Annotated in this window: 19 protein-coding genes; 7 read left to right on the top strand and 12 right to left on the bottom strand. The window is 72.6% G+C overall.

The window, feature by feature from the left end; genetic code table 11:
* Positions 1-6: 6 nt before the first annotated feature.
* Positions 7-942 (bottom strand): glutamate ABC transporter substrate-binding protein, encoded by a 936-nt coding sequence (locus K8Z49_RS10330; RefSeq protein ID WP_033333719.1) that lies wholly within the window; start codon positions 940-942, stop codon positions 7-9.
* A 53-nt stretch (positions 943-995) separates the two neighbouring features.
* Positions 996-1,724, bottom strand: a complete 729-nt coding sequence (locus tag K8Z49_RS10325; protein ID WP_412521028.1) for an amino acid ABC transporter ATP-binding protein — start codon at positions 1,722-1,724, stop codon at positions 996-998.
* A 132-nt stretch (positions 1,725-1,856) separates the two neighbouring features.
* Between K8Z49_RS10325 and K8Z49_RS10320 the strand changes: the two genes are divergently transcribed.
* On the top strand, positions 1,857-2,999 hold the full coding sequence (locus K8Z49_RS10320; protein WP_412518375.1) for an ROK family protein: 1,143 nt from the start codon (positions 1,857-1,859) through the stop codon (positions 2,997-2,999).
* Positions 3,000-3,002: 3 nt separating this feature from the next.
* Here the strand turns inward: K8Z49_RS10320 and K8Z49_RS10315 are convergent, their stop codons facing one another.
* Positions 3,003-3,353, bottom strand: a complete 351-nt coding sequence (locus K8Z49_RS10315; RefSeq protein WP_161791057.1) for an STAS domain-containing protein — start codon at positions 3,351-3,353, stop codon at positions 3,003-3,005.
* A gap of 270 nt (positions 3,354-3,623) precedes the next feature.
* On the opposite strand from K8Z49_RS10315, the gene K8Z49_RS10310 reads away from it, so the two are divergent.
* Complete coding sequence (locus tag K8Z49_RS10310) at positions 3,624-3,899, top strand: sulfurtransferase TusA family protein (protein WP_021598120.1); 276 nt, start codon at positions 3,624-3,626, stop codon at positions 3,897-3,899.
* Positions 3,900-3,921: 22 nt separating this feature from the next.
* Here K8Z49_RS10310 and K8Z49_RS10305 read toward each other — a convergent pair whose 3' ends face one another.
* Positions 3,922-4,551, bottom strand: coding sequence for an FMN-binding negative transcriptional regulator (locus tag K8Z49_RS10305; protein ID WP_412518373.1), 630 nt, complete (start codon positions 4,549-4,551; stop codon positions 3,922-3,924).
* Positions 4,552-4,604: 53 nt separating this feature from the next.
* On the opposite strand from K8Z49_RS10305, the gene ligD reads away from it, so the two are divergent.
* Positions 4,605-5,558, top strand: a complete 954-nt coding sequence (ligD, locus tag K8Z49_RS10300; RefSeq protein WP_412518371.1) for a non-homologous end-joining DNA ligase — start codon at positions 4,605-4,607, stop codon at positions 5,556-5,558.
* A gap of 89 nt (positions 5,559-5,647) precedes the next feature.
* Here ligD and K8Z49_RS10295 read toward each other — a convergent pair whose 3' ends face one another.
* From K8Z49_RS10295 to K8Z49_RS10285, 3 genes are all read right to left on the bottom strand, one after another.
* On the bottom strand, positions 5,648-6,862 hold the full coding sequence (locus tag K8Z49_RS10295; protein WP_412518369.1) for a cytochrome P450 family protein: 1,215 nt from the start codon (positions 6,860-6,862) through the stop codon (positions 5,648-5,650).
* A gap of 141 nt (positions 6,863-7,003) precedes the next feature.
* Positions 7,004-8,281 (bottom strand): pyridoxal phosphate-dependent aminotransferase, encoded by a 1,278-nt coding sequence (locus K8Z49_RS10290; RefSeq protein ID WP_021598116.1) that lies wholly within the window; start codon positions 8,279-8,281, stop codon positions 7,004-7,006.
* A 109-nt stretch (positions 8,282-8,390) separates the two neighbouring features.
* A complete protein-coding gene (locus K8Z49_RS10285) occupies positions 8,391-9,239 on the bottom strand; it encodes a PaaX family transcriptional regulator C-terminal domain-containing protein (RefSeq protein WP_021598115.1) in 849 nt (282 codons plus the stop codon).
* 150 nt (positions 9,240-9,389) lie between these two features.
* Between K8Z49_RS10285 and K8Z49_RS10280 the strand changes: the two genes are divergently transcribed.
* The 4 genes from K8Z49_RS10280 (at position 9,390) to K8Z49_RS10265 (ending at position 12,554) form a co-directional block, all read left to right on the top strand.
* Positions 9,390-10,304: an SDR family NAD(P)-dependent oxidoreductase gene (locus K8Z49_RS10280; protein ID WP_021598114.1), complete on the top strand. Its 915-nt coding sequence runs from the start codon at positions 9,390-9,392 to the stop codon at positions 10,302-10,304.
* Positions 10,301-11,212, top strand: coding sequence for an amidohydrolase family protein (locus K8Z49_RS10275; RefSeq protein ID WP_021598113.1), 912 nt, complete (start codon positions 10,301-10,303; stop codon positions 11,210-11,212). Before K8Z49_RS10280 ends, K8Z49_RS10275 begins: the two co-directional genes overlap by 4 nt.
* Positions 11,209-11,664, top strand: coding sequence for a MaoC family dehydratase (locus K8Z49_RS10270; protein ID WP_021598112.1), 456 nt, complete (start codon positions 11,209-11,211; stop codon positions 11,662-11,664). Before K8Z49_RS10275 ends, K8Z49_RS10270 begins: the two co-directional genes overlap by 4 nt.
* Before the next feature lie 80 nt (positions 11,665-11,744).
* Positions 11,745-12,554: an IclR family transcriptional regulator domain-containing protein gene (locus K8Z49_RS10265; RefSeq protein ID WP_021598111.1), complete on the top strand. Its 810-nt coding sequence runs from the start codon at positions 11,745-11,747 to the stop codon at positions 12,552-12,554.
* Here the strand turns inward: K8Z49_RS10265 and K8Z49_RS10260 are convergent.
* Genes K8Z49_RS10260 through K8Z49_RS10240 form a run of 5 tightly spaced genes read right to left on the bottom strand, consistent with a single transcriptional unit; the run spans position 12,532 to position 16,715 of the window.
* Positions 12,532-13,515 carry a quinone oxidoreductase family protein gene (locus tag K8Z49_RS10260; protein ID WP_235206551.1) on the bottom strand — a complete coding sequence of 328 codons (984 nt, stop codon included), beginning with the start codon at positions 13,513-13,515 and terminating at the stop codon, positions 12,532-12,534. The two genes, K8Z49_RS10265 and K8Z49_RS10260, sit on opposite strands and share 23 nt — an antisense overlap.
* 4 nt (positions 13,516-13,519) lie before the next feature.
* A complete protein-coding gene (locus tag K8Z49_RS10255; protein WP_021599489.1) occupies positions 13,520-13,882 on the bottom strand; it encodes a hypothetical protein in 363 nt (120 codons plus the stop codon).
* Positions 13,879-14,742: an extradiol ring-cleavage dioxygenase gene (locus K8Z49_RS10250; RefSeq protein ID WP_075022036.1), complete on the bottom strand. Its 864-nt coding sequence runs from the start codon at positions 14,740-14,742 to the stop codon at positions 13,879-13,881. The genes K8Z49_RS10255 and K8Z49_RS10250 overlap by 4 nt, the downstream gene beginning before the upstream one ends.
* Positions 14,735-15,550, bottom strand: a complete 816-nt coding sequence (locus K8Z49_RS10245) for a citryl-CoA lyase (RefSeq protein WP_075022035.1) — start codon at positions 15,548-15,550, stop codon at positions 14,735-14,737. Before K8Z49_RS10245 ends, K8Z49_RS10250 begins: the two co-directional genes overlap by 8 nt.
* Entirely contained in the window at positions 15,543-16,715 is a 1,173-nt protein-coding gene (locus tag K8Z49_RS10240; RefSeq protein WP_412518364.1) for a CaiB/BaiF CoA transferase family protein, read from the bottom strand. The genes K8Z49_RS10245 and K8Z49_RS10240 overlap by 8 nt, the downstream gene beginning before the upstream one ends.
* Between the last annotated feature and the right edge of the window lie 68 nt (positions 16,716-16,783).

Raw genomic sequence — 16,783 nt, 5'->3', positions numbered from 1 at the left:
CGGGGGTCACTCCGAGCCGGGCGCGGACCCGATCGCGGGCGGCTGCGGGGCGTCGCCCTGCACGACCGTCCCGATCGAGTTCTTCCAGACCTTCGCCCACAGGCCGGACGCCTGGATCTGCTTGAGCCAGTCGTTGACGAACTGCTTCATCTGCGTGTCGCCGTGCTTGAGGCCGATCCCGTAGGGGTCGCTGGTGAACGGCTTGCCCTGGATCTGGATCGTCGGGTCCTGCTTCGCGGTGGCGAGCAGCACCGCCTCGTCCTGGACGTAGGCGTCGCCGCGGCCCTGCTTCAGCGCCTGCACGCACTCGGGGTCGCTGCCGAACGTGACGATCTTCGCGTCCGGGGCGGCCTTCTTGATCGCCGGGATGGCCGGGGTGTTGGCGCCGGCGATGACCGTCTTGCCCTTGAGGTCGGCCGGGAGCTTGATGCCCGTCTCGTCCTTCTTGGTGGCGATGACCAGGCCGGAGCTGTAGTAGGGCCCGGCGAACGCGACCTGCTTCGCCCGCTCCGGGGTGATGCTGTAGGTCTGGAACACCACGTCCACGGTGCCGTTGGCCAGCAGCGCCTCGCGGGTCTCCGACGCCGAGTTGACGATCTTCACGTTGGGCTTGCCGATGATGTACTTGGCGAGGAGCCGGCCGAAGTCGGCGTCCAGGCCCTCGACCTTCTTCGTCGCCGGGTTCTGCTGGGACAGCAGCGGCGCGTCCAGCGAGCCGCCCACGATCAGCTCGCCGCGCTGCTTGATCTTCTCCATCGTGGAGCCGGCCGGAATGTTCGACGCCACCGGCGCCGAGGCCGCCAGGTCGTCGGTCTTCCCGCCGCCGGAACCGGGCACGGCCGAGTCGGAGTCGCCGCCGGAGCAGGCCGCGAGGCCCGTCAGCGACAGCGCGGCGACCGCGGCGACCGCCGCCCGCCGCAGCCCCGCAGGGGTACGCACCATGATCAACAACCTTTCTCGGGTGGCGCGCCATGGGCGGCGCGCCGGGGGTCGCACTAGTGGCTGAGGACCTTGGCCAGGAAGTCCCGGGCCCGGTCGCTGGCGGGGGAGTCGAAGAAGGCGGACGGCGTGCCGGTCTCGACGACCTCGCCGTCCGCCATGAACACCACGCGGTCGGCGACCTGGCGGGCGAACCCCATCTCGTGGGTGACGACCACCATCGTCATGCCGTCGCGGGCGAGGCCCGTCATCACGTCCAGGACCTCGCCGACCATCTCCGGGTCGAGGGCGGACGTCGGCTCGTCGAACAGCATGGCCTTCGGCCGCATCGCGAGCGCGCGGGCGATCGCGGCGCGCTGCTGCTGGCCGCCCGACAGCTGCGCCGGGAGCTTTCCGGCCTGCTCGCCGATGCCGACCCGGTCGAGCAGCTCGCGCGCGTTCCGCTCCGCCTCGGCGCGCGAGAGGCCGCGCACCCGCGTGGGCGCCAGGGTCAGGTTCTGCAGGACGGTCTTGTGCTGGAACAGGTTGAACGCCTGGAACACCATGCCGACGTCGGCGCGCAGCCGGGCGAGGGCGCGTCCCTCGGCGGGCAGGTCCTCGCCGTCGACGCGGACCGTGCCGGCGTCCGGCGTCTCCAGCCGGTTCAGGCACCGGCACAGCGTCGACTTGCCCGACCCGGACGGGCCGATCACCACGACGACCTCGCCGCGCGCCACGTCGAGGTCGACGTCGCGCAGGGCGGTGTGCTCGCCGAAGCGCTTGTGGAGGCCGCGCACCTCGATCATTCGGTCACCCACGTTCCAGCTTCCTTCGAAATCGAAGTCAATGAGGACGATAGAACTTCAAATCGACGTAAGTCAACGCGTTGCCGTACCAAGTTCGCGCATGCTATCTATCTGGGGTGCGTAACAGCAGGGATGACGGATCGGCGGCGCTGGTGCGGCTGGTGGCCACCGGCCGGGCGGAGTCGCGGGCCGAGCTCGCCCGCCTGTCCGGCCTCGCCGCGTCCAGCGTTCTCGCTGCGGGTCGAGCAGCTCATCGAGGCCGGCCTGTTCGCCGAGGAGGGCGCCGGGGCCTCGCGCGGGGGCCGGCGGCCCCGCCGCCTCCGCCTCGCCCGCGGGGCGGGCGTCTTCCTCGTCGCCGACCTCGGCGCGCACCATGCCCGGCTCGCCGCCGTCGACCTCGCCGGGACGCCCCTCGCGCTGTCCGACCTCGCGTGCGACATCGCGGTCGGGCCGGAGAAGACCCTCGCCACGGTCATCGGCAGCCTCCGCGCGCTCGCCCGCGACCACGGGCTCGCGGACGTGCCCGTCCGCGGCATCGGCATCGGGCTGCCGGGCCCGGTCGACCCGGCGACGGGCCAGGTCGTCTCGCCCTCGCGGATGCCGGGCTGGAACGACTTCCCCGTGCGCGACCACGTGACCGGCCTCGCCGGCGTCCCGGCCCTGGTCGAGAACGACGCCAACCTCATGGCCGTGGGGGAGCACCGCCGGTCCTGGCCGTCCCTCGACAACGTCATGGTGATCAAGATCGGCAGCGGCATCGGCTGCGGCGTCATCGTGGACGGGCGGCTGCACCGGGGCCGCGGCGCGGCGGGCGACATCAGCCACGTCCGGATCCTGTCCGAGGCCACCGTCGACTGCTCCTGCGGTCACCCCGACTGCCTGGAGGCCCACGCCAGCGGCGCCGCCCTCGCCGCGTCCCTCGCCGCCCAGGGCATCCGGGCCGGCAGCCCGGCGGAGATCGTCGACCTCGTCACCGACGGCGTCCCGCAGGCCACCAGCGCGGTGCGCACCGCCGGACGCCTCATCGGGGACGTGCTGACCGCCCTGGTGAACTTCTTCAACCCCGACGCCCTGGTCATCGGCGGCAGCCTGTCCAACGCCGAGCCGCTCGTCGCGACGATCCGGGGCGTCATCTACGAGCGCTGCCTGCCGCTGGCCACCCGCAACCTGGAGATCGCCACGTCCCGCGCGGGCCGCGACGCGAGCATCCTCGGCGCGGGCCACCTGCTCCTCGGCAAGTCGGACGCGTGGATCGACCGCGTCCTGGAACGCTGACCCCTACCGGCGGGCGGTCGCCGCCAGCGCCTCGCGGGCGGTCGCCACGTCCGGCGCGATGGCGACGCGGCGCTGCAGCCCCGCCACCTCCGACACTCTCCGGACGATGCCGCGCGGCGGCAGCACCACCCACATCGGGACGCCGAGCTCGGTCGCCCGCATCTGCGAGTGCGTGATCACGTGCAGCCCGTTGGAGTCGCAGAACGTGCAAGAGCTCAGGTCGAGGATCAGGGCCGGCACCCCGGCGTCGAGAAGCTCCCCGGCCTGCGCGAGGATCGCCGCCCCGTTGCTCAGGTCGACCTCGTCCGGGAACGTCAGCGTCCCGCAGGTCTCCGTGCGCTCCACTCGTGCCACTCCGAGATCCATGACTCGCCCCAAAGCCGGTTTCCTCACCTGGACGACGACGGGGGGGTACATCACTGCGACTGTATGCCCCGAACCTGGACGGAATCTGAAAGAAATGGTCAAGTCTGGGACGTCCCTCGCTCATTCCGCGGCGGTCCGGTGCACGCGCGGTTCGTCCCGCCGCCTCGCACGGAACCCCGATCTGACCACCCCGCTTGTCACACCAAAGCCCTATATTTCCCTCTGCGGCGTGCCGGCCTCGCGGATCAGGGGGTGGAGATGAGCAGGGACCCGGTCGTCATCGACGGCGGCGACAAGTCCTGCGTGCGGCTCCTCCTGGAGCTCCGCGGCCATATCGCCGGCCTGGCGCCCGGCACGGTGATCCACCTGATCGCCGCCGACCCCGCGGCCCCGATCGACCTGCCGGCCTGGTGCCACCTGACGGGCCACACCTACGTCGGGCCGCTGCCCGATGCCGCCGCCCCCACCTATGCCCTCCGGGTGAGCGCCGACCCCCGTCCCACCGAGCCCGACTCCCCCTGGCGCCCCCGCTGACCGGAACCGGTCGATCTCGCGGCTACCGGGCCGTGGACCGCTGCCGTGTCATGGCCTCGGTCATCGGGACGTCGCCCTGGGCGCGGTAGGCCTCGACGACCCCGGCGACGTCGGCCTCCGGGCGGTTCTGGCTCATCTTCGCCTTGGCCTCGATCCGCGTGATGACCAGTTCGAGACCCACGATCGCGCGCAGCTGGCCTTCGACGAACGCGGGTGGCGCGTCGTCCACCGACCAGGCCGGGGTCCGGCCGTTCTCGTGGCGGTCGGTGAGGCGGCGGACCATCCGCCCGACCCACTCCGGATCGTCGTGCACCACGAGACGGCCGTAGACGTGCGCGGTGAGGTAGTTCCACGTCGGCACCACGCGCCCGTGCTCGGCCTTGGACGCGTACCAGGACGGCGACACGTAGGCGTCCGGGCCGTGCACGATGAACAGCGACTCCCCGGCGGTGGGCTCGCGCCACTGGTCGTTGTTGCGCGCCACATGCGCCAGCAGCGCGCCGTGCTCACCGGCGTCCGGGTCGTACAGGACGGGCAGGTACGTCGCGACGAGGCCGCGCGGCGTACTGGTCACGAGGTCGGCCGCGCCGCAGCCGGCGAGCAGCTCCCTGACCTCGGCGTCGTCCGCGGAGAAATGCGCCGGTACATACATGATCACGACGGTACCCGAGCCCCGTTGTCGGCACCTCGTGCGATGGTGGACGGGTGAGCGCCGATGAAGAGCGTGACGGGGTCCGGCTGACGAACCTCGACCAGCCCCTGTTCGACGGTGCGGACGCGACGAAGCGCGACCTGGTCGACTACCTGGACGCCGTCGCGGACCGCATCCTCCCGCAGCTCGCGGGCCGGCCGCTGTCGGTCAAGCGCGTGCTGCGCGGCCAGAAGCCGTTCATGCAGAAGAACACGCCGAAGTACACGCCGTCGTGGGTGCGGACGGTCGCGGTGTGGGCCGAGTCGTCGCAGCGCGAGGTGTCCTACGCGCTGTGCGACGACCGGCGCACGCTGCTCTGGTTCGCCAACCAGCGCGCCGTCGAGTACCACCCGCCGCTCGTCACGGCCGCCGCGTGGACCAGGCCCACCCACATGGTCCTCGACATCGACCCGCCGGAGGCGGACGCCTTCGACGCCGCGGTCGCCGCCGCGCATCTCGTCCGGCGGGCGCTGGAGGGCTCGGGCCTGCGCGGCGCGGTCAAGACCAGCGGCGCCAAGGGCGTGCACGTGTTCGTCCCCCTGGACGGTGCGACCTCCATCGAGGACGTCGCGGCGGCCACCCGCGCCCTGGCCGCCCGCGCCGAGCGGCTCGACCCCGATCTCGCCACGACCGCGTTCATCCGCGAGGACCGCGGCGGCAAGGTGTTCCTCGACTCGACCCGCGCGGGCGGCGCGACCGTGGTCGCCGCCTACAGCCCGCGGATCCGGCCCGGCGCGCCGGTGTCGTTCCCCGTGCCGTGGGACGAGCTCGACCGTGTCGCCCCGGCGTCCTTCACGCTGCGGACGGCCGCCGCGCTGGTCGCCGACCGCGACCCCTGGTCCGACCTCATGCCGGAGCCGCAGGGGCTGCCCGCCGACCTGATCGAGCAGGGCCACACGATCCCGATCGCGCGGGTCCAGGCGATGCACGAGGGCAAAAGGCGGGCCCGCGCCCGCCGGAACGCGTGAGCGGGCCCGCGCGCCGCGACGGAAACGACGCCGGGCTCCCGTTTTCCCGGCCATTCGCGACCGGGCCGGGAAAACGAGCGTCGAATTGTTCAGGAATTAAGGTTCACGGGCAGCGTCCGGTGCCCGTTGGAGATGAACGACTCGACCGGGCGCAGTTCGTCCGGCTGCACGGCGAGCGACATATCCGGGAAGCGCTCGAAAAGCGCCGGGAGTGACACCTCGGCCTCCATCCTCGCCAGATGCGATCCCACGCAGAAGTGGACGCCGTGCCCGAACGAGATGTGCTCCTTGTTCGCGCGGGTGAGGTCGAAGGAGTCGGCGTCGTCGCCGTGCAGGGAAAGGTCGCGGCCGGCCGCCGCGTAGGCCGCGAGAATCGCCTCGCCCTTCCCGATGGTGACGCCGTCGACGTCGATGTCCTCGACCGCGTAGCGCAGCGGCAGGTTCGCCACCGGCGCCTGCCAGCGCAGCGCCTCCTCGATCACCTCGCTCCACGGCACCTCGCCCGACCGGACCAGCGCACGCTGCTCCGGGTGCGTCAGCAGCGCCGTGATCGCCTGGTCGAGCAGGTTCACCGTCGTCTCGTGCCCGGCGGAGATCATCAGGATCAGCGTGTCGACCAGCTCGGTCTCGCTGAGCCGCGAGCCCTCCTCGTCCCGGGACGAGATGAGGACCCCGGCCAGGTCGTCGGCGGGCTCGCGGCGCCGGAAGGCGACGAAGTCCTGCAGGATGCCGTACATCTCGGTCTGGTTGGCGATGGCCTCCTCGGGCGTCAGCGCGGTGTTGAACACGCCGTCGACGCAGCGCCGCAGCGCCGGGCGGGTCTCGACCGGGACGCCGAACAGCCGGCAGATCACCTCGATCGGCAGCGGATAGGCGAACGCCTCCCGCAGGTCGACGCGCCCGCCGGGGGCCGCGGCGAGCCCGTCGACGAGGTCGCGGGTGATCCGCTCGACGTCCGGCCGGAGCGCCTCGGTGCGCCGCGGGGTGAACGCCCGCGAGATGATGTTGCGCAGCCGCCGGTGGTCGTCGCCGTAGGCGGTGAACATGTTCCGCACCGAGACCCACAGGCGGAGCGGCCAGTCCTCCGCGATTTCACCGTCGATCCATTTCGTCCAGTGCAGATGCGGGTTCTTGGATACTCGCGGGTCGGCCAAAAGGCGTTTGAGCTGCTCCTGGCCGGTGACCGCCCAGGCGGCGACACCGCCGGGGAGTTCCACGGGCGTCACCGGGCCCCGCTCCCGCAGTTTCGCGGCCTCGCCCTGGACATCGCTGCCGGACGGGTCGATGACGAGCGGATTCTCCATTGGGGACCTTTCCGAGGATCGCGTCGGAGCGCCGCGGCGGGCCGCTCCCGGATGAGCAACGCCTGCCAACGTACGGCGCACTCGGCGGGCTCGCCAGGTCACCCGGGGGACTTACTCGTCTACTCCCCTTTCGGCCTTTCCTTAAATGGCCGCTCGGAAATCCTCGGGACGGGTCTCGTTGTGCTGCGGATCGGTGAAGCGGCTCAGCGGGTCGCCGTCCAGGCCCGGGACGGCGACCGGCGGCGCGGGCTCCCCCCAGCCGTGGCCGGGCGAGACCACGTTGTCGGGCGGCGCCTCCGCCGAGGACCCGTACAGGTAGGAGCCGAGACCGATCAGGAGCCGCTGCACGTCCGCCTGCGGCCGGACGACGAGCCGCAGGAACTGGCTCGTGGAGCCCAGCTTGTTGCCGCACTCGCGGACGAACACCCCGTGGTGGGTGATCAGGTGGTCGCGCAGCGCCACGCCGTCCTTGCCGTCCGGCAGCTTGACCATGATGAAGTTGCCCTGCGACGGGAACACCTTCAGCCCGGGCAGGGACGCGAGCTGCTGGGCCATCAGCATCCGGTCGCGGGCGAGCAGCCGCAGGCTCTCCCGGTACTCGGCGCCGTGCTCGCGCAACAGGAACACCACGACCTCGGCGAAGGAGTTGAGGTTCCACTTCGGCAGCGCCGCCCGGACGGTCTGCGCCAGCGCCGGGTTGGCGACCATGTAGCCGAACCGGATGCCGTGCAGTCCAAAGTTCTTCCCGAGGCTCTTCAGCACGATCACGTTGGGCCGGATGCGGGCCTCGTCCGCGACGCTGGTGTGCGCCTCGGCGTCCACGAAGTCCAGGAACGACTCGTCCACCACGACCAGGTCCAGGTCGATGAGGCAGTCCAGCAGCCGGACGATCTCGCGCCGCGGGACGTACCCGCCGTCGGGGTTGTTCGGGTTGCAGACGACCGCGACCCGCGACCCCCGCGCCCGGACGAACTGGACGAACGCGTCCACGTCGAACTCGAAGCCGCGCAGCTCGTGGAGCTGGAACATGTCGACCCGCTTGCCGGTCTCCATGGGCTGGTCCGTCCACCGCCCGAACGTCGGGATCGGCGTGGCGAGGCTCTCCCGGACGAGCAGATGGTCGATCCAGGTGATCAGCTCCGTCGAGCCGTTGCCCATCACGACCGTCTGCGGGTTGTGCCCCAGCGTGGCGCACAGCTCGGCCGTGATCGTGTCGGCGTCGCTCGGATAGTACTTGAGGATGTGCTCCAGGGAGCCCGACAGCTGGGAGAACATCCCGGGCGTCGGGAAGTACGGGTTGCACGGGATGCAGAAGTCGACCAGGTCCTGACGCCCGGACGACGCCCTCTGGAGGGCGAAGAAGGACGGGCTGTGCGCGTTCTTGCGCAGCAGTCCCGGATCGATCGGGTCCGTTGACACGGAGAAGCTCCTCGCGCGCAGGGGACACGCGCCGCCGGAGGGCGGACGACGTCATCCGGTGGGGGTGTGGCCCGTCGCCCCAGGGATACGCGCCCGCGTCCGCGAGGGTTCAGCGGCGCCCGGCGTCGTCTCGGAGGAGCTCGCGGAGCTGCTCGGACGCGTCCGGTTCGAGCGCCTCGTACCGCTCCCGGTACAGGGCGGCGGACGCGGCGGCCGGCCAGCCGCCCGGGAGGTGCTCGGCGGGCAGGCCGGGGTCGGTGCGCAGCAGCTGCAGCCAGTCGGCGCCGAGCAGGGTGAGGCGGGTGAGCGGGCGCCCGCGCCGCTCGCGGTCGGGCGTCCAGGTGGCGATGAAGGACTCGTGCTCGGCGCGGATCGCCGGCACGTCCCAGGCGCGGTGCAGCAGCCGCGGCACGTCGGTGCCCTCGACGGGGACGGAGTAGAACGCGTCGGCCAGCTCCGCGAGCCCGGCGTACTCGGGGCCGTCGAAGATCGCGTCGATGTCGACGCGGCCCGGCGCGATCCACAGCCCGTCCCGCAGCCCGCCGAACCCGGCCCAGATCAGCCGGGCCCGGATCTGGTGGCGCAGGTCGCGGCGGCTCTCCGGCATGGAGTAGCTGAGCAGCGTCCACTCGCCGCCCGGATGGGTGAACGGCGCGGGTGAGGTGACCCGGGGTGTGGCCTCCCGCAGCAGGTCCTCGGCCCACGGGGTGAGCGAGAACCGCGCGGTGCGCCCCTCCCGGGTGCGGGCGAGCAGGCCCTTGCGGGTCATCCGGGCGAGCGTGGCGCGACCCGCGGCCTCGGCGACGCCGAGGTCCTCCAGCAGGTGCAGGAAGACGCGGGAGCTGATCGGCGGGTGGCCGCGGTCGAGGACCAGGGACCCGAGGAAGCTGAACAGCAGCTGCTGGGGCGCACGCCGTCGTGGGCGTGCGCCCGGGAACGCGTCCTGCTCGGCGGTCATGCCCCCGTCCTTCCCCGGTCCGGTTCACCGGCCGCCATCACACCATGCCGCGGGTCCTCCCGGCGGTGACCCACATTATTCGATCAAATATTGACGCTCGACATCTTCGCATCTAACTTCGGGGGACGAACGGATCTGGGAAGGGTGGCAATGGAGCTGAACGGGAAGGTGGCGGTGGTCACCGGCGCCGGGCGCGGCCTCGGCCTCGCCTACGCCGGGGAACTCGCCCGCGCGGGAGCCGCCGTCGTGGTCAACGACGTGGACGCCGAGGCGGCCGAGGCCGCGGCGCGGCGGATCGCCGGCGCGGGCGGCCGGGCCGTCGCGCACGCCGCCGCGATCGGCACGTCCGAGACGGCCGAGGCCCTGGTCGCGCGGGCGGTGGACGAGTTCGGCCGGCTCGACGTGATGGTGACCAACGCCGGCGTCCTGCGCGACCGGGTGCTGTGGAAGATGACCGACGACGACTTCGACACCGTCGTCCAGGTCCATCTGCGGGGCACGTTCACCTGCGCCCGCGCGGCGGCCGTGCGGTTCCGCGAGCAGGGCGAGGGCGGACGGCTCATCCTGGTCGGCTCCCCGGCCGGGCAGCGCGGGAACTTCGGGCAGACCAACTACTCCGCGGCCAAGGCCGGCATCGTCGGCTTCGTCCGCACCTGGGCGATGGAGCTGGCCCGCGCGAACGTCACCGTGAACGCGATCGTGCCGGTCGCGGCGACCGCGATGACCGAGACGATCCCGGCGCTCGCGCCGTACGTGGAGGCGATGCGCGAGGGCCGCGCGATGCCGCCCTTCGCCCGCCGCGCCCTGGCGTTCGGCACCCCCGAGGACGCCGCCGGCCTCGTCGCGTTCCTCGCCTCCGACGCCGCGTCCGGCATCACCGGGCAGGCCGTCGGCGTCGGCGGCGACCGGCTGTCGCTCTGGACGCACCCGGTCCAGGCGGTCGCCGCCTACCGGGACGGCGGCTGGGGCGCGGACGACGTCGCCGAAGCATGGCCCACCGTCTTCGCCGGGCATGAGCAGAGCGTGGGAGAGGACCTCCCCGAGGCTCCGGAGGCGGCACGATGACGAATCTCGACCTGGAGGCCCTGGAGGCCGTCGACGTCCACGTCCACGTCGAGACCGACGCGCACGGCCACCTGTCGCTCCCGGACGAGTACTTCGAGGCGTCCGCGAAGTACTTCGGCGGCGGGCACCGCACCCCGGACGTCCACGAGATCGCGTCCTACTACCGCGAGCGCCGCATGGCGGCCGTCGTGTTCACGGTCGACATCGAGAACGCCACCGGCCATCCGGCGCTGTCCAACGAGGAGATCGCGGACGCCGCGGCCGAGCATCCCGACGTCCTGATCCCGTTCGCGAGCATCGACCCCGCCAAGGGCCGCGCCGGCGCCCGGACCCTCCGCCGCCTGATCGAGGAGCGGGGGGTGCGCGGGATCAAGTTCCACCCGTCCCTCCAGGGCTTCGCGCCCAACGACCGCAGTGCCTACCCGCTGCTGGAGGTCGCCGCCGAGCACGGGGTCCCGGCCCTGTTCCACACGGGGCAGACCGGGATCGGCGCCGGCATGCCGGGCGGCGGAGGCATCCGGCTCGGCCTGTCGAACCCGATGCTGCTGGACGACGTCGCCGTCGACCTCCCCGACCTGACGATCATCATGGCGCACCCGTCGTTCCCGTGGCAGGACGAGGCCCTCGCCGTCGCGACGCACAAGCCGAACGTCTACATCGACCTGTCCGGCTGGTCGCCCAAGTACTTCCCGCCGCAGCTCGTCCGGTACGCCAACAGCCTGCTGCAGGACAAGGTGCTGTTCGGCTCCGACTTCCCCGTCATCACCCCGGACCGCTGGCGGGAGGACTTCGCGAAGCTGGAGATCAAGCCGCACGTCCGGCCCAAGATCCTCAAGGAGAACGCGGTCCGCGTCCTCCGCCTGGGACCCGCCAAGGACCACGACCCCGACCAGGGAGGCACGCAGTGAGCACGACCGTCGCGTTCGAAGACCTGAAGGGCCTGGCCGGCGCCTCGCTCGGTTCAAGCCGCTGGCTGGAGGTGGACCAGGACCGGATCAACCTCTTCGCCGACGCGACCGGTGACCACCAGTGGATCCACGTCGACCCCGAGCGGGCGAAGAAGGGCCCGTTCGGCGGCCCGATCGCGCACGGGTACCTGACGCTGTCCCTGGTCATCCCGCTGTGGACGGAGCTGCTCGACGTCACCGGCATCACGACCAAGGTCAACTACGGGCTGGACAGGGTCCGGTTCCCGGCGCCCGTCCCGGCCGGGGCCCGCATCCGGCTGTCCGCCACGCTGGCGGAGGTGTCGGACGTCGCCGGCGGCGGCGTCCAGGTCACCGCCGACCTCGTCGTCGAGATCGAGAACGGCGGCAAGCCCGCCTGCGTCCTGCGAGCGGTCTTCCGCTTCTACCCGTGAGGTCGCGGGGCCCCGCGCACGGTTCCGGTCAGGTGTCCGTATGATGGACACCCTGGCCGGCGGCGGGGAGGGGACGATCGATGCCACGGGAAGGCACCGGACCGGATTTCATCGAGGCGCTGGCCCGGGGCCTCGACGTCATCACCGCCTTCGAGGCGCGGCGCCCCGTGATGTCGCTCGCCCAGGTCGCCGAGGCCGCGGGCCTCGCCCGCCCCACCGCCCGCCGCATTTTGCTCACGCTGCGGGAGCTCGGCTACGTGCGGGTGGAAGAGGGCGGCTACGCGCTCACCCCGCGCGTCCTCGACCTCGGCGTCGCCTACGTCCGCTCCATGAGCCTGTGGGACGTCGCGCGCCCGCACATGGAGCGGCTCGTCGCCCGGACGAACGAGTCCTGCTCGATCGCGCAGCTCGACGGGTCCGACATCGTCTACGTCGCGCGGGTCGCCGTCCCGAAGATCGTCGCGTTGACGGTGCAGATCGGGACGCGGTTCCCGGCCCTGCAGACCTCGCTCGGCAAGGTCCAGCTCGCCGCGCTCGACCCGGCCGAGGTCGACCGGATCCTCGCCGAGCCGACCCGCTCCGGGCTGGAGCCGCGCGTCCACCTCACCCGCGAGGAGCGGGACGCCGAGCTGCGCGAGGTGCGGGCCCGCGGATGGGCGCTGACGGACGAGCAGCTCGCGCGCGGCATCCGCTCGGTGGCGGCGCCGCTGCGGGACGGCTCCGGGGCGGTCATCGCGGGCATCAACGTGAACACGCACGCCGCCGAGACGCCGCTGGAGCGGCTGCTGGAGGAGCACCTGCCGCTGCTGCTGCACACGGCGGGGGAGATCAGCGCCGACTTCGCCCGGCTGGAGGCCGTCCCGCAGGTCACCCGGCCGGCCGCGGGGTGAGCACGATCCGGCCCGCCGCCGTCCCCTCGGCCTGCCGCCGCCACGCCTCCGCCGCGTCCTCCAGCGGGACGGTCTCGTGCGCGACGGCCAGCTCCCCGGCCGCCGCCCGCTCGGCGACGAACGCGATGGACTCGGCGCGCTGTTCCGGCGTCAGCTCGTTGTTGGTGTAGCCGAGCACCCGCAGCGACCTGCCCCGGATGGTCGAGGATTCGATCGGGCACGTCTCGCCTGCCGAGCTCCCGAGGTTGACCAGCCGCCCGCCGGGACGCAGCGTCCCGGCCGCGGCCGCCGCCGGGGCGCCGAACAGCGGGTCGAGCACGAGATCGACCGGGCCGTCGGCGGCGCCCGCGAACCGCCGCCCGAGCTCGGCGACGTCGGCGGTGTCGAGGGCGACGACGGCGTCCGCCCCGGCCCGCCGCGCCCGCTCCCGGCCGTCCGCCGACCGCGCGCCCGCGACGACCCGGCGCGCCCCCGCCGCCCGGGCGAGGCGGACGGCGGCCTGCCCGACCACGCCGCCCGCGCCGAGCACCACGACCTGCTCGCCGGCGGCCAGCTCGCCGCGCCAGGTCAGCGCCATGTGGGCGGCGACGGCCGACAGCCCGAGCGCGGCAAGCGACACGGGGTCGGCCCCGTCCGGCAGCGCGACGAGCGCCGCCTCCGGCACGGCCGCGACCTCGGCCATGCTCCCGTCGCCGGGCGCCATCCCGGCCGGGCACGGGAACCACACCGTCCGGCCGCCGGTGGTCCCGACGCCCTGGACGCCCGGCACGTACGGTGTCGCGGGCCGTCCGAAGTAGGACGTCCCGGTGGCGCACAGCAGGTCCAGCGGCGTGATCGGTGCGGCGAGGACGTCGACGAGCACCTCGCCGTCCCCCGGCACGGGCGGCTCGCGGTCCGCCACCACCGGCGGCCGGCCCGGCTCCCTGATCTCGGCGGCGCGCATCCGCTCGGGTCGCGTCATCGGCTCAGGTCGCGATGTCGGGGTAGGGGAGCGTGAACGGCGAGAGCCGCCGCGCGTACTCCAGCTGGAACCCGAGCGGCTCGTCGTGGTCGCGTTCGAACATGGCGATGAAGAGCGTGAGCGTCAGGAACGGGTGCGCGCCCAGCTCGAACAGCTTCGGGTAGTCGTGCCCGGCGAGTGCGGCCCGCTCGGTGTCGTCGAACCGCAGCCAGGTCGACGACTCGCCGCCGTGGCAGTTGATGATGCGGTTGGCCTGCTCCTCCTCCCACCAGGCGACGGTCGCCTCCGGCTCCTCCCGGTAGCGCTCGACGAGCTCCGGGTCGCGGTCGACGGTGTAGAGGAACTTGTTCAGCAGGTACTTGCTCACTGGCCGGCTCCGTTCGGGTACCAGGTGAAGTACGCCTCCATCGTGTGGAACAGGTCGTAGGTGTCGACGTAGTCGGCCTTCCGCCCCTCGCCCGCGACGCCCATCATGAGCATGAAGTCCATGAACCCGTGGGTGGCGTTGCCGGGCGCGTGCAGGCTGTCGAGCGTCACCTCGGCGAGGCACCCCTCGATGTCGCCGGAGGAGATCCACTCCACCGCCTTCGCGTCGAACTCCGGGTCGGGTCCGTGCGGGCCGAACTGGCGCGGGCCGCCGAGCTCCAGCGACAGGTGCCCGGTGCCGATGATCGCGACCCGCCGGTCCCCGGGCCACGACTCCACCAGCTCGCGGATCGTCCTGCCCAGCTGGACGAACCGCTTCGGCCGCGGCAGCGGCGGCGCGAAGATGTTGGTGTAGACGGGCACGATCGGCAGGTCGTTCTGCGGGCGCAGCGTGATGATCGGGCACGTGATCGAGTGGTCGATGCGCAGCTCGTTGGAGAACGCCAGGTCGAAGCCGGCGTCCAGGCCCTCCCGCAGCAGGTACGCCGACAGGTCCTCCTGGCCCTTGAACAGCATCCGCGGCAGCCCGAACTCGCGTTCCTCGTTGTACCAGTTCGCGTCGTAGAACGGCGCCTTGCCGATGAGGAACTGCGGCATGTTGTCCAGCCACAGCTGGTGGAAGTGGTCGGAGCCGACCATCACCAGGACGTCCGGCCGGGCCCGGGTGAGCGTCTCGCGGAACGCCTCGACCTTGCGGACCCACTCGTCCGCGAAGTCGGGGCGGTCCTCCCCGGTCGCCGTGCTCGCGCGGTGGTAGAAGGGGTGGTGGGTCGAAGCGATCACAGCGACCAGTTCAGCCATGACGGTCTCCGGGGGTGTAGGGGGCGGGGTCGACGGACCGGTTGTTCAGGTCGACCGACAGGAAGATCTCGTTGCCGACGGGGCGGCGCAGCTCTTCGGCGAGCTGCCCGATCAGCCCGGCGGTGCGGGCCAGGAGCGCGAACCCGCGCAGCAGCTCCAGCGGCAGCCCGAGGTCGGCGAGGGCGGCGCCGCAGACCCCGGCGCCGTTCAGCGGGAGCTTCTTGCCGAGCACCTCGGGGTGGACGCGGCCGATCGCGGCGAACAGCGCCAGGTGCGGGCCGAACGTCCCCTCCTCCGCGGCGATCCGCATCAGCCGGGGGGTGCGCGGGTCGCCGTCCTTGTGCACGTGGTGGCCGAGGCCGGGGACGAACCGCCCGGCCTCCCGTTCGGCCCGGACGGTCTCCAGCGCCAGCGCGTCCCAGCCCGCCTCGTCCGCGGGGGGCTCGCCGGCCGAGGCCAGGACGTCGTGCAGGAAGCGGCCCGTGTCCTCCGTGACGCCGAGGAACCGGGAGCCGCCGCCCAGCAGCCCGGCGGCGAGCGCGCCCTGCACCGAGTCGGGCGCGGACAGGTACGTCAGCCGGGTGACGATCGCGGTGGGGGTGAAGCCGTGGTCGGCCAGCGCCGCGAGGACGGCCTCGAACACGCGGGTCTCGCCCGGCGCGGGACGTCGCTGCGCCGCCAGCCAGAACGCCAGCTCGCCGAACCCGACCTCGCCCATCACCTCCTCCGCGAGGTCGTGCCCCAGCAACGTGATCGTCTCGCGGCTGGACGCGCCCAGCGCCGTCGGGTACTCGCGCGGCTCAGCCACGGCCGTCCTCCCGCGGTGCGCGGAGCCACTCCCGCAGCTCGGCGCCGTGCTCGTCGAGCTCCGGCGGCGGTAGCCGGTACGTCGCGGGCGTCCGCGAGAACCGAATCGGGTGCCGGGTCGTCGGCACCGCGTGGGCGCCCCCGCCGACCACCACGACCGGGTCCAGCTCGAACCGCTCCGCCATCGCGAACCCGCCGTCGATGGTGTTGATCGGCCCGCTCGGCACGCCCGCCTCCACCAGCAGGTCGAACCACTCGACCGCGCCGCGCTCCTTGAGCCGTTCGACCAGGAGGGGCCGCAACTCGTCCCGGTTCGCGGTGCGGGCCGCGTTGGTCGCGTAGCGCGGGTCGTCCGGGATGTCGGGGATGCCGAGGACCTCGCACAGCCTCCGGAACTGCCCGTCGTTCGCCGCCGTGACGATCAGGTCGTTGTCGGCGGTCGGCAGCGGCTCGTAGGGGAACACGCTCGGGTGCGCGTTGCCCATCCGGTACGGGACGGTGTCGCCGGCGACGAAGGCGGAGCTGTGGTTGACCAGCCCGGTCAGCGCCGACGACAGCAGGTTCACCTCGACGAGCTGGCCCTCGCCGGTCGCGTCGCGGTGCCGCAGCGCCGCGAGGATGCCGATCGCGGCGTGGTTGCCCGCCATCACGTCGAACACCGAGATCCCCGCCCGGTACGGCGGGCCGTCCGGGTCGCCGGTCAGGCTCATCAGCCCGGAGATCGCCTGCACCATCAGGTCGTACCCGGGGACGTGCCGTCCGGCGCCCGACCCGAACCCGGTGATCGAGCTGTAAACGACGCCGGGGTTGCCCGCGCGCACCGTGTCGTAGTCGAGCCCGAACCGGGCGAGGCCGCCCGGCTTGAAGTTCTCGATGACGACGTCCGCGCGGCGGGCCAACTCGCGGGCCGCCGCGGCGTCGTCCTCGTCCCGCAGGTCCAGGGCGATCGAGCGCTTCCCCCGGTTGACGCCGAGGTAGTAGGTCGCCGTGTCGCCACGTGTCGGCGGCGTCCACGACCGGGTGTCGTCGCCCTTCGGCCCCTCCACCTTCACCACGTCGGCGCCGAGGTCGGCGAGCAGCATCGTCGCGTAGGGACCGGCGAGGATCCGGGAGAAGTCCGCCACCAGCACCCCCGACAGCGGCCCCTCGCGCGCGGTGTCCGTCATCCGGCTCCTTCGATCGTCCGTTGGACGGACGTTCGTCCGTCACCTCGATTCTGGCACGCCGATATCTG

Source organism: Actinomadura madurae (assembly GCF_047130825.1).
Lineage (GTDB): Bacteria > Actinomycetota > Actinomycetes > Streptosporangiales > Streptosporangiaceae > Spirillospora > Spirillospora madurae.
Note: the sequence above shows the minus strand (reverse complement) of the source record. Positions and strands in the feature narration are given on the sequence as shown.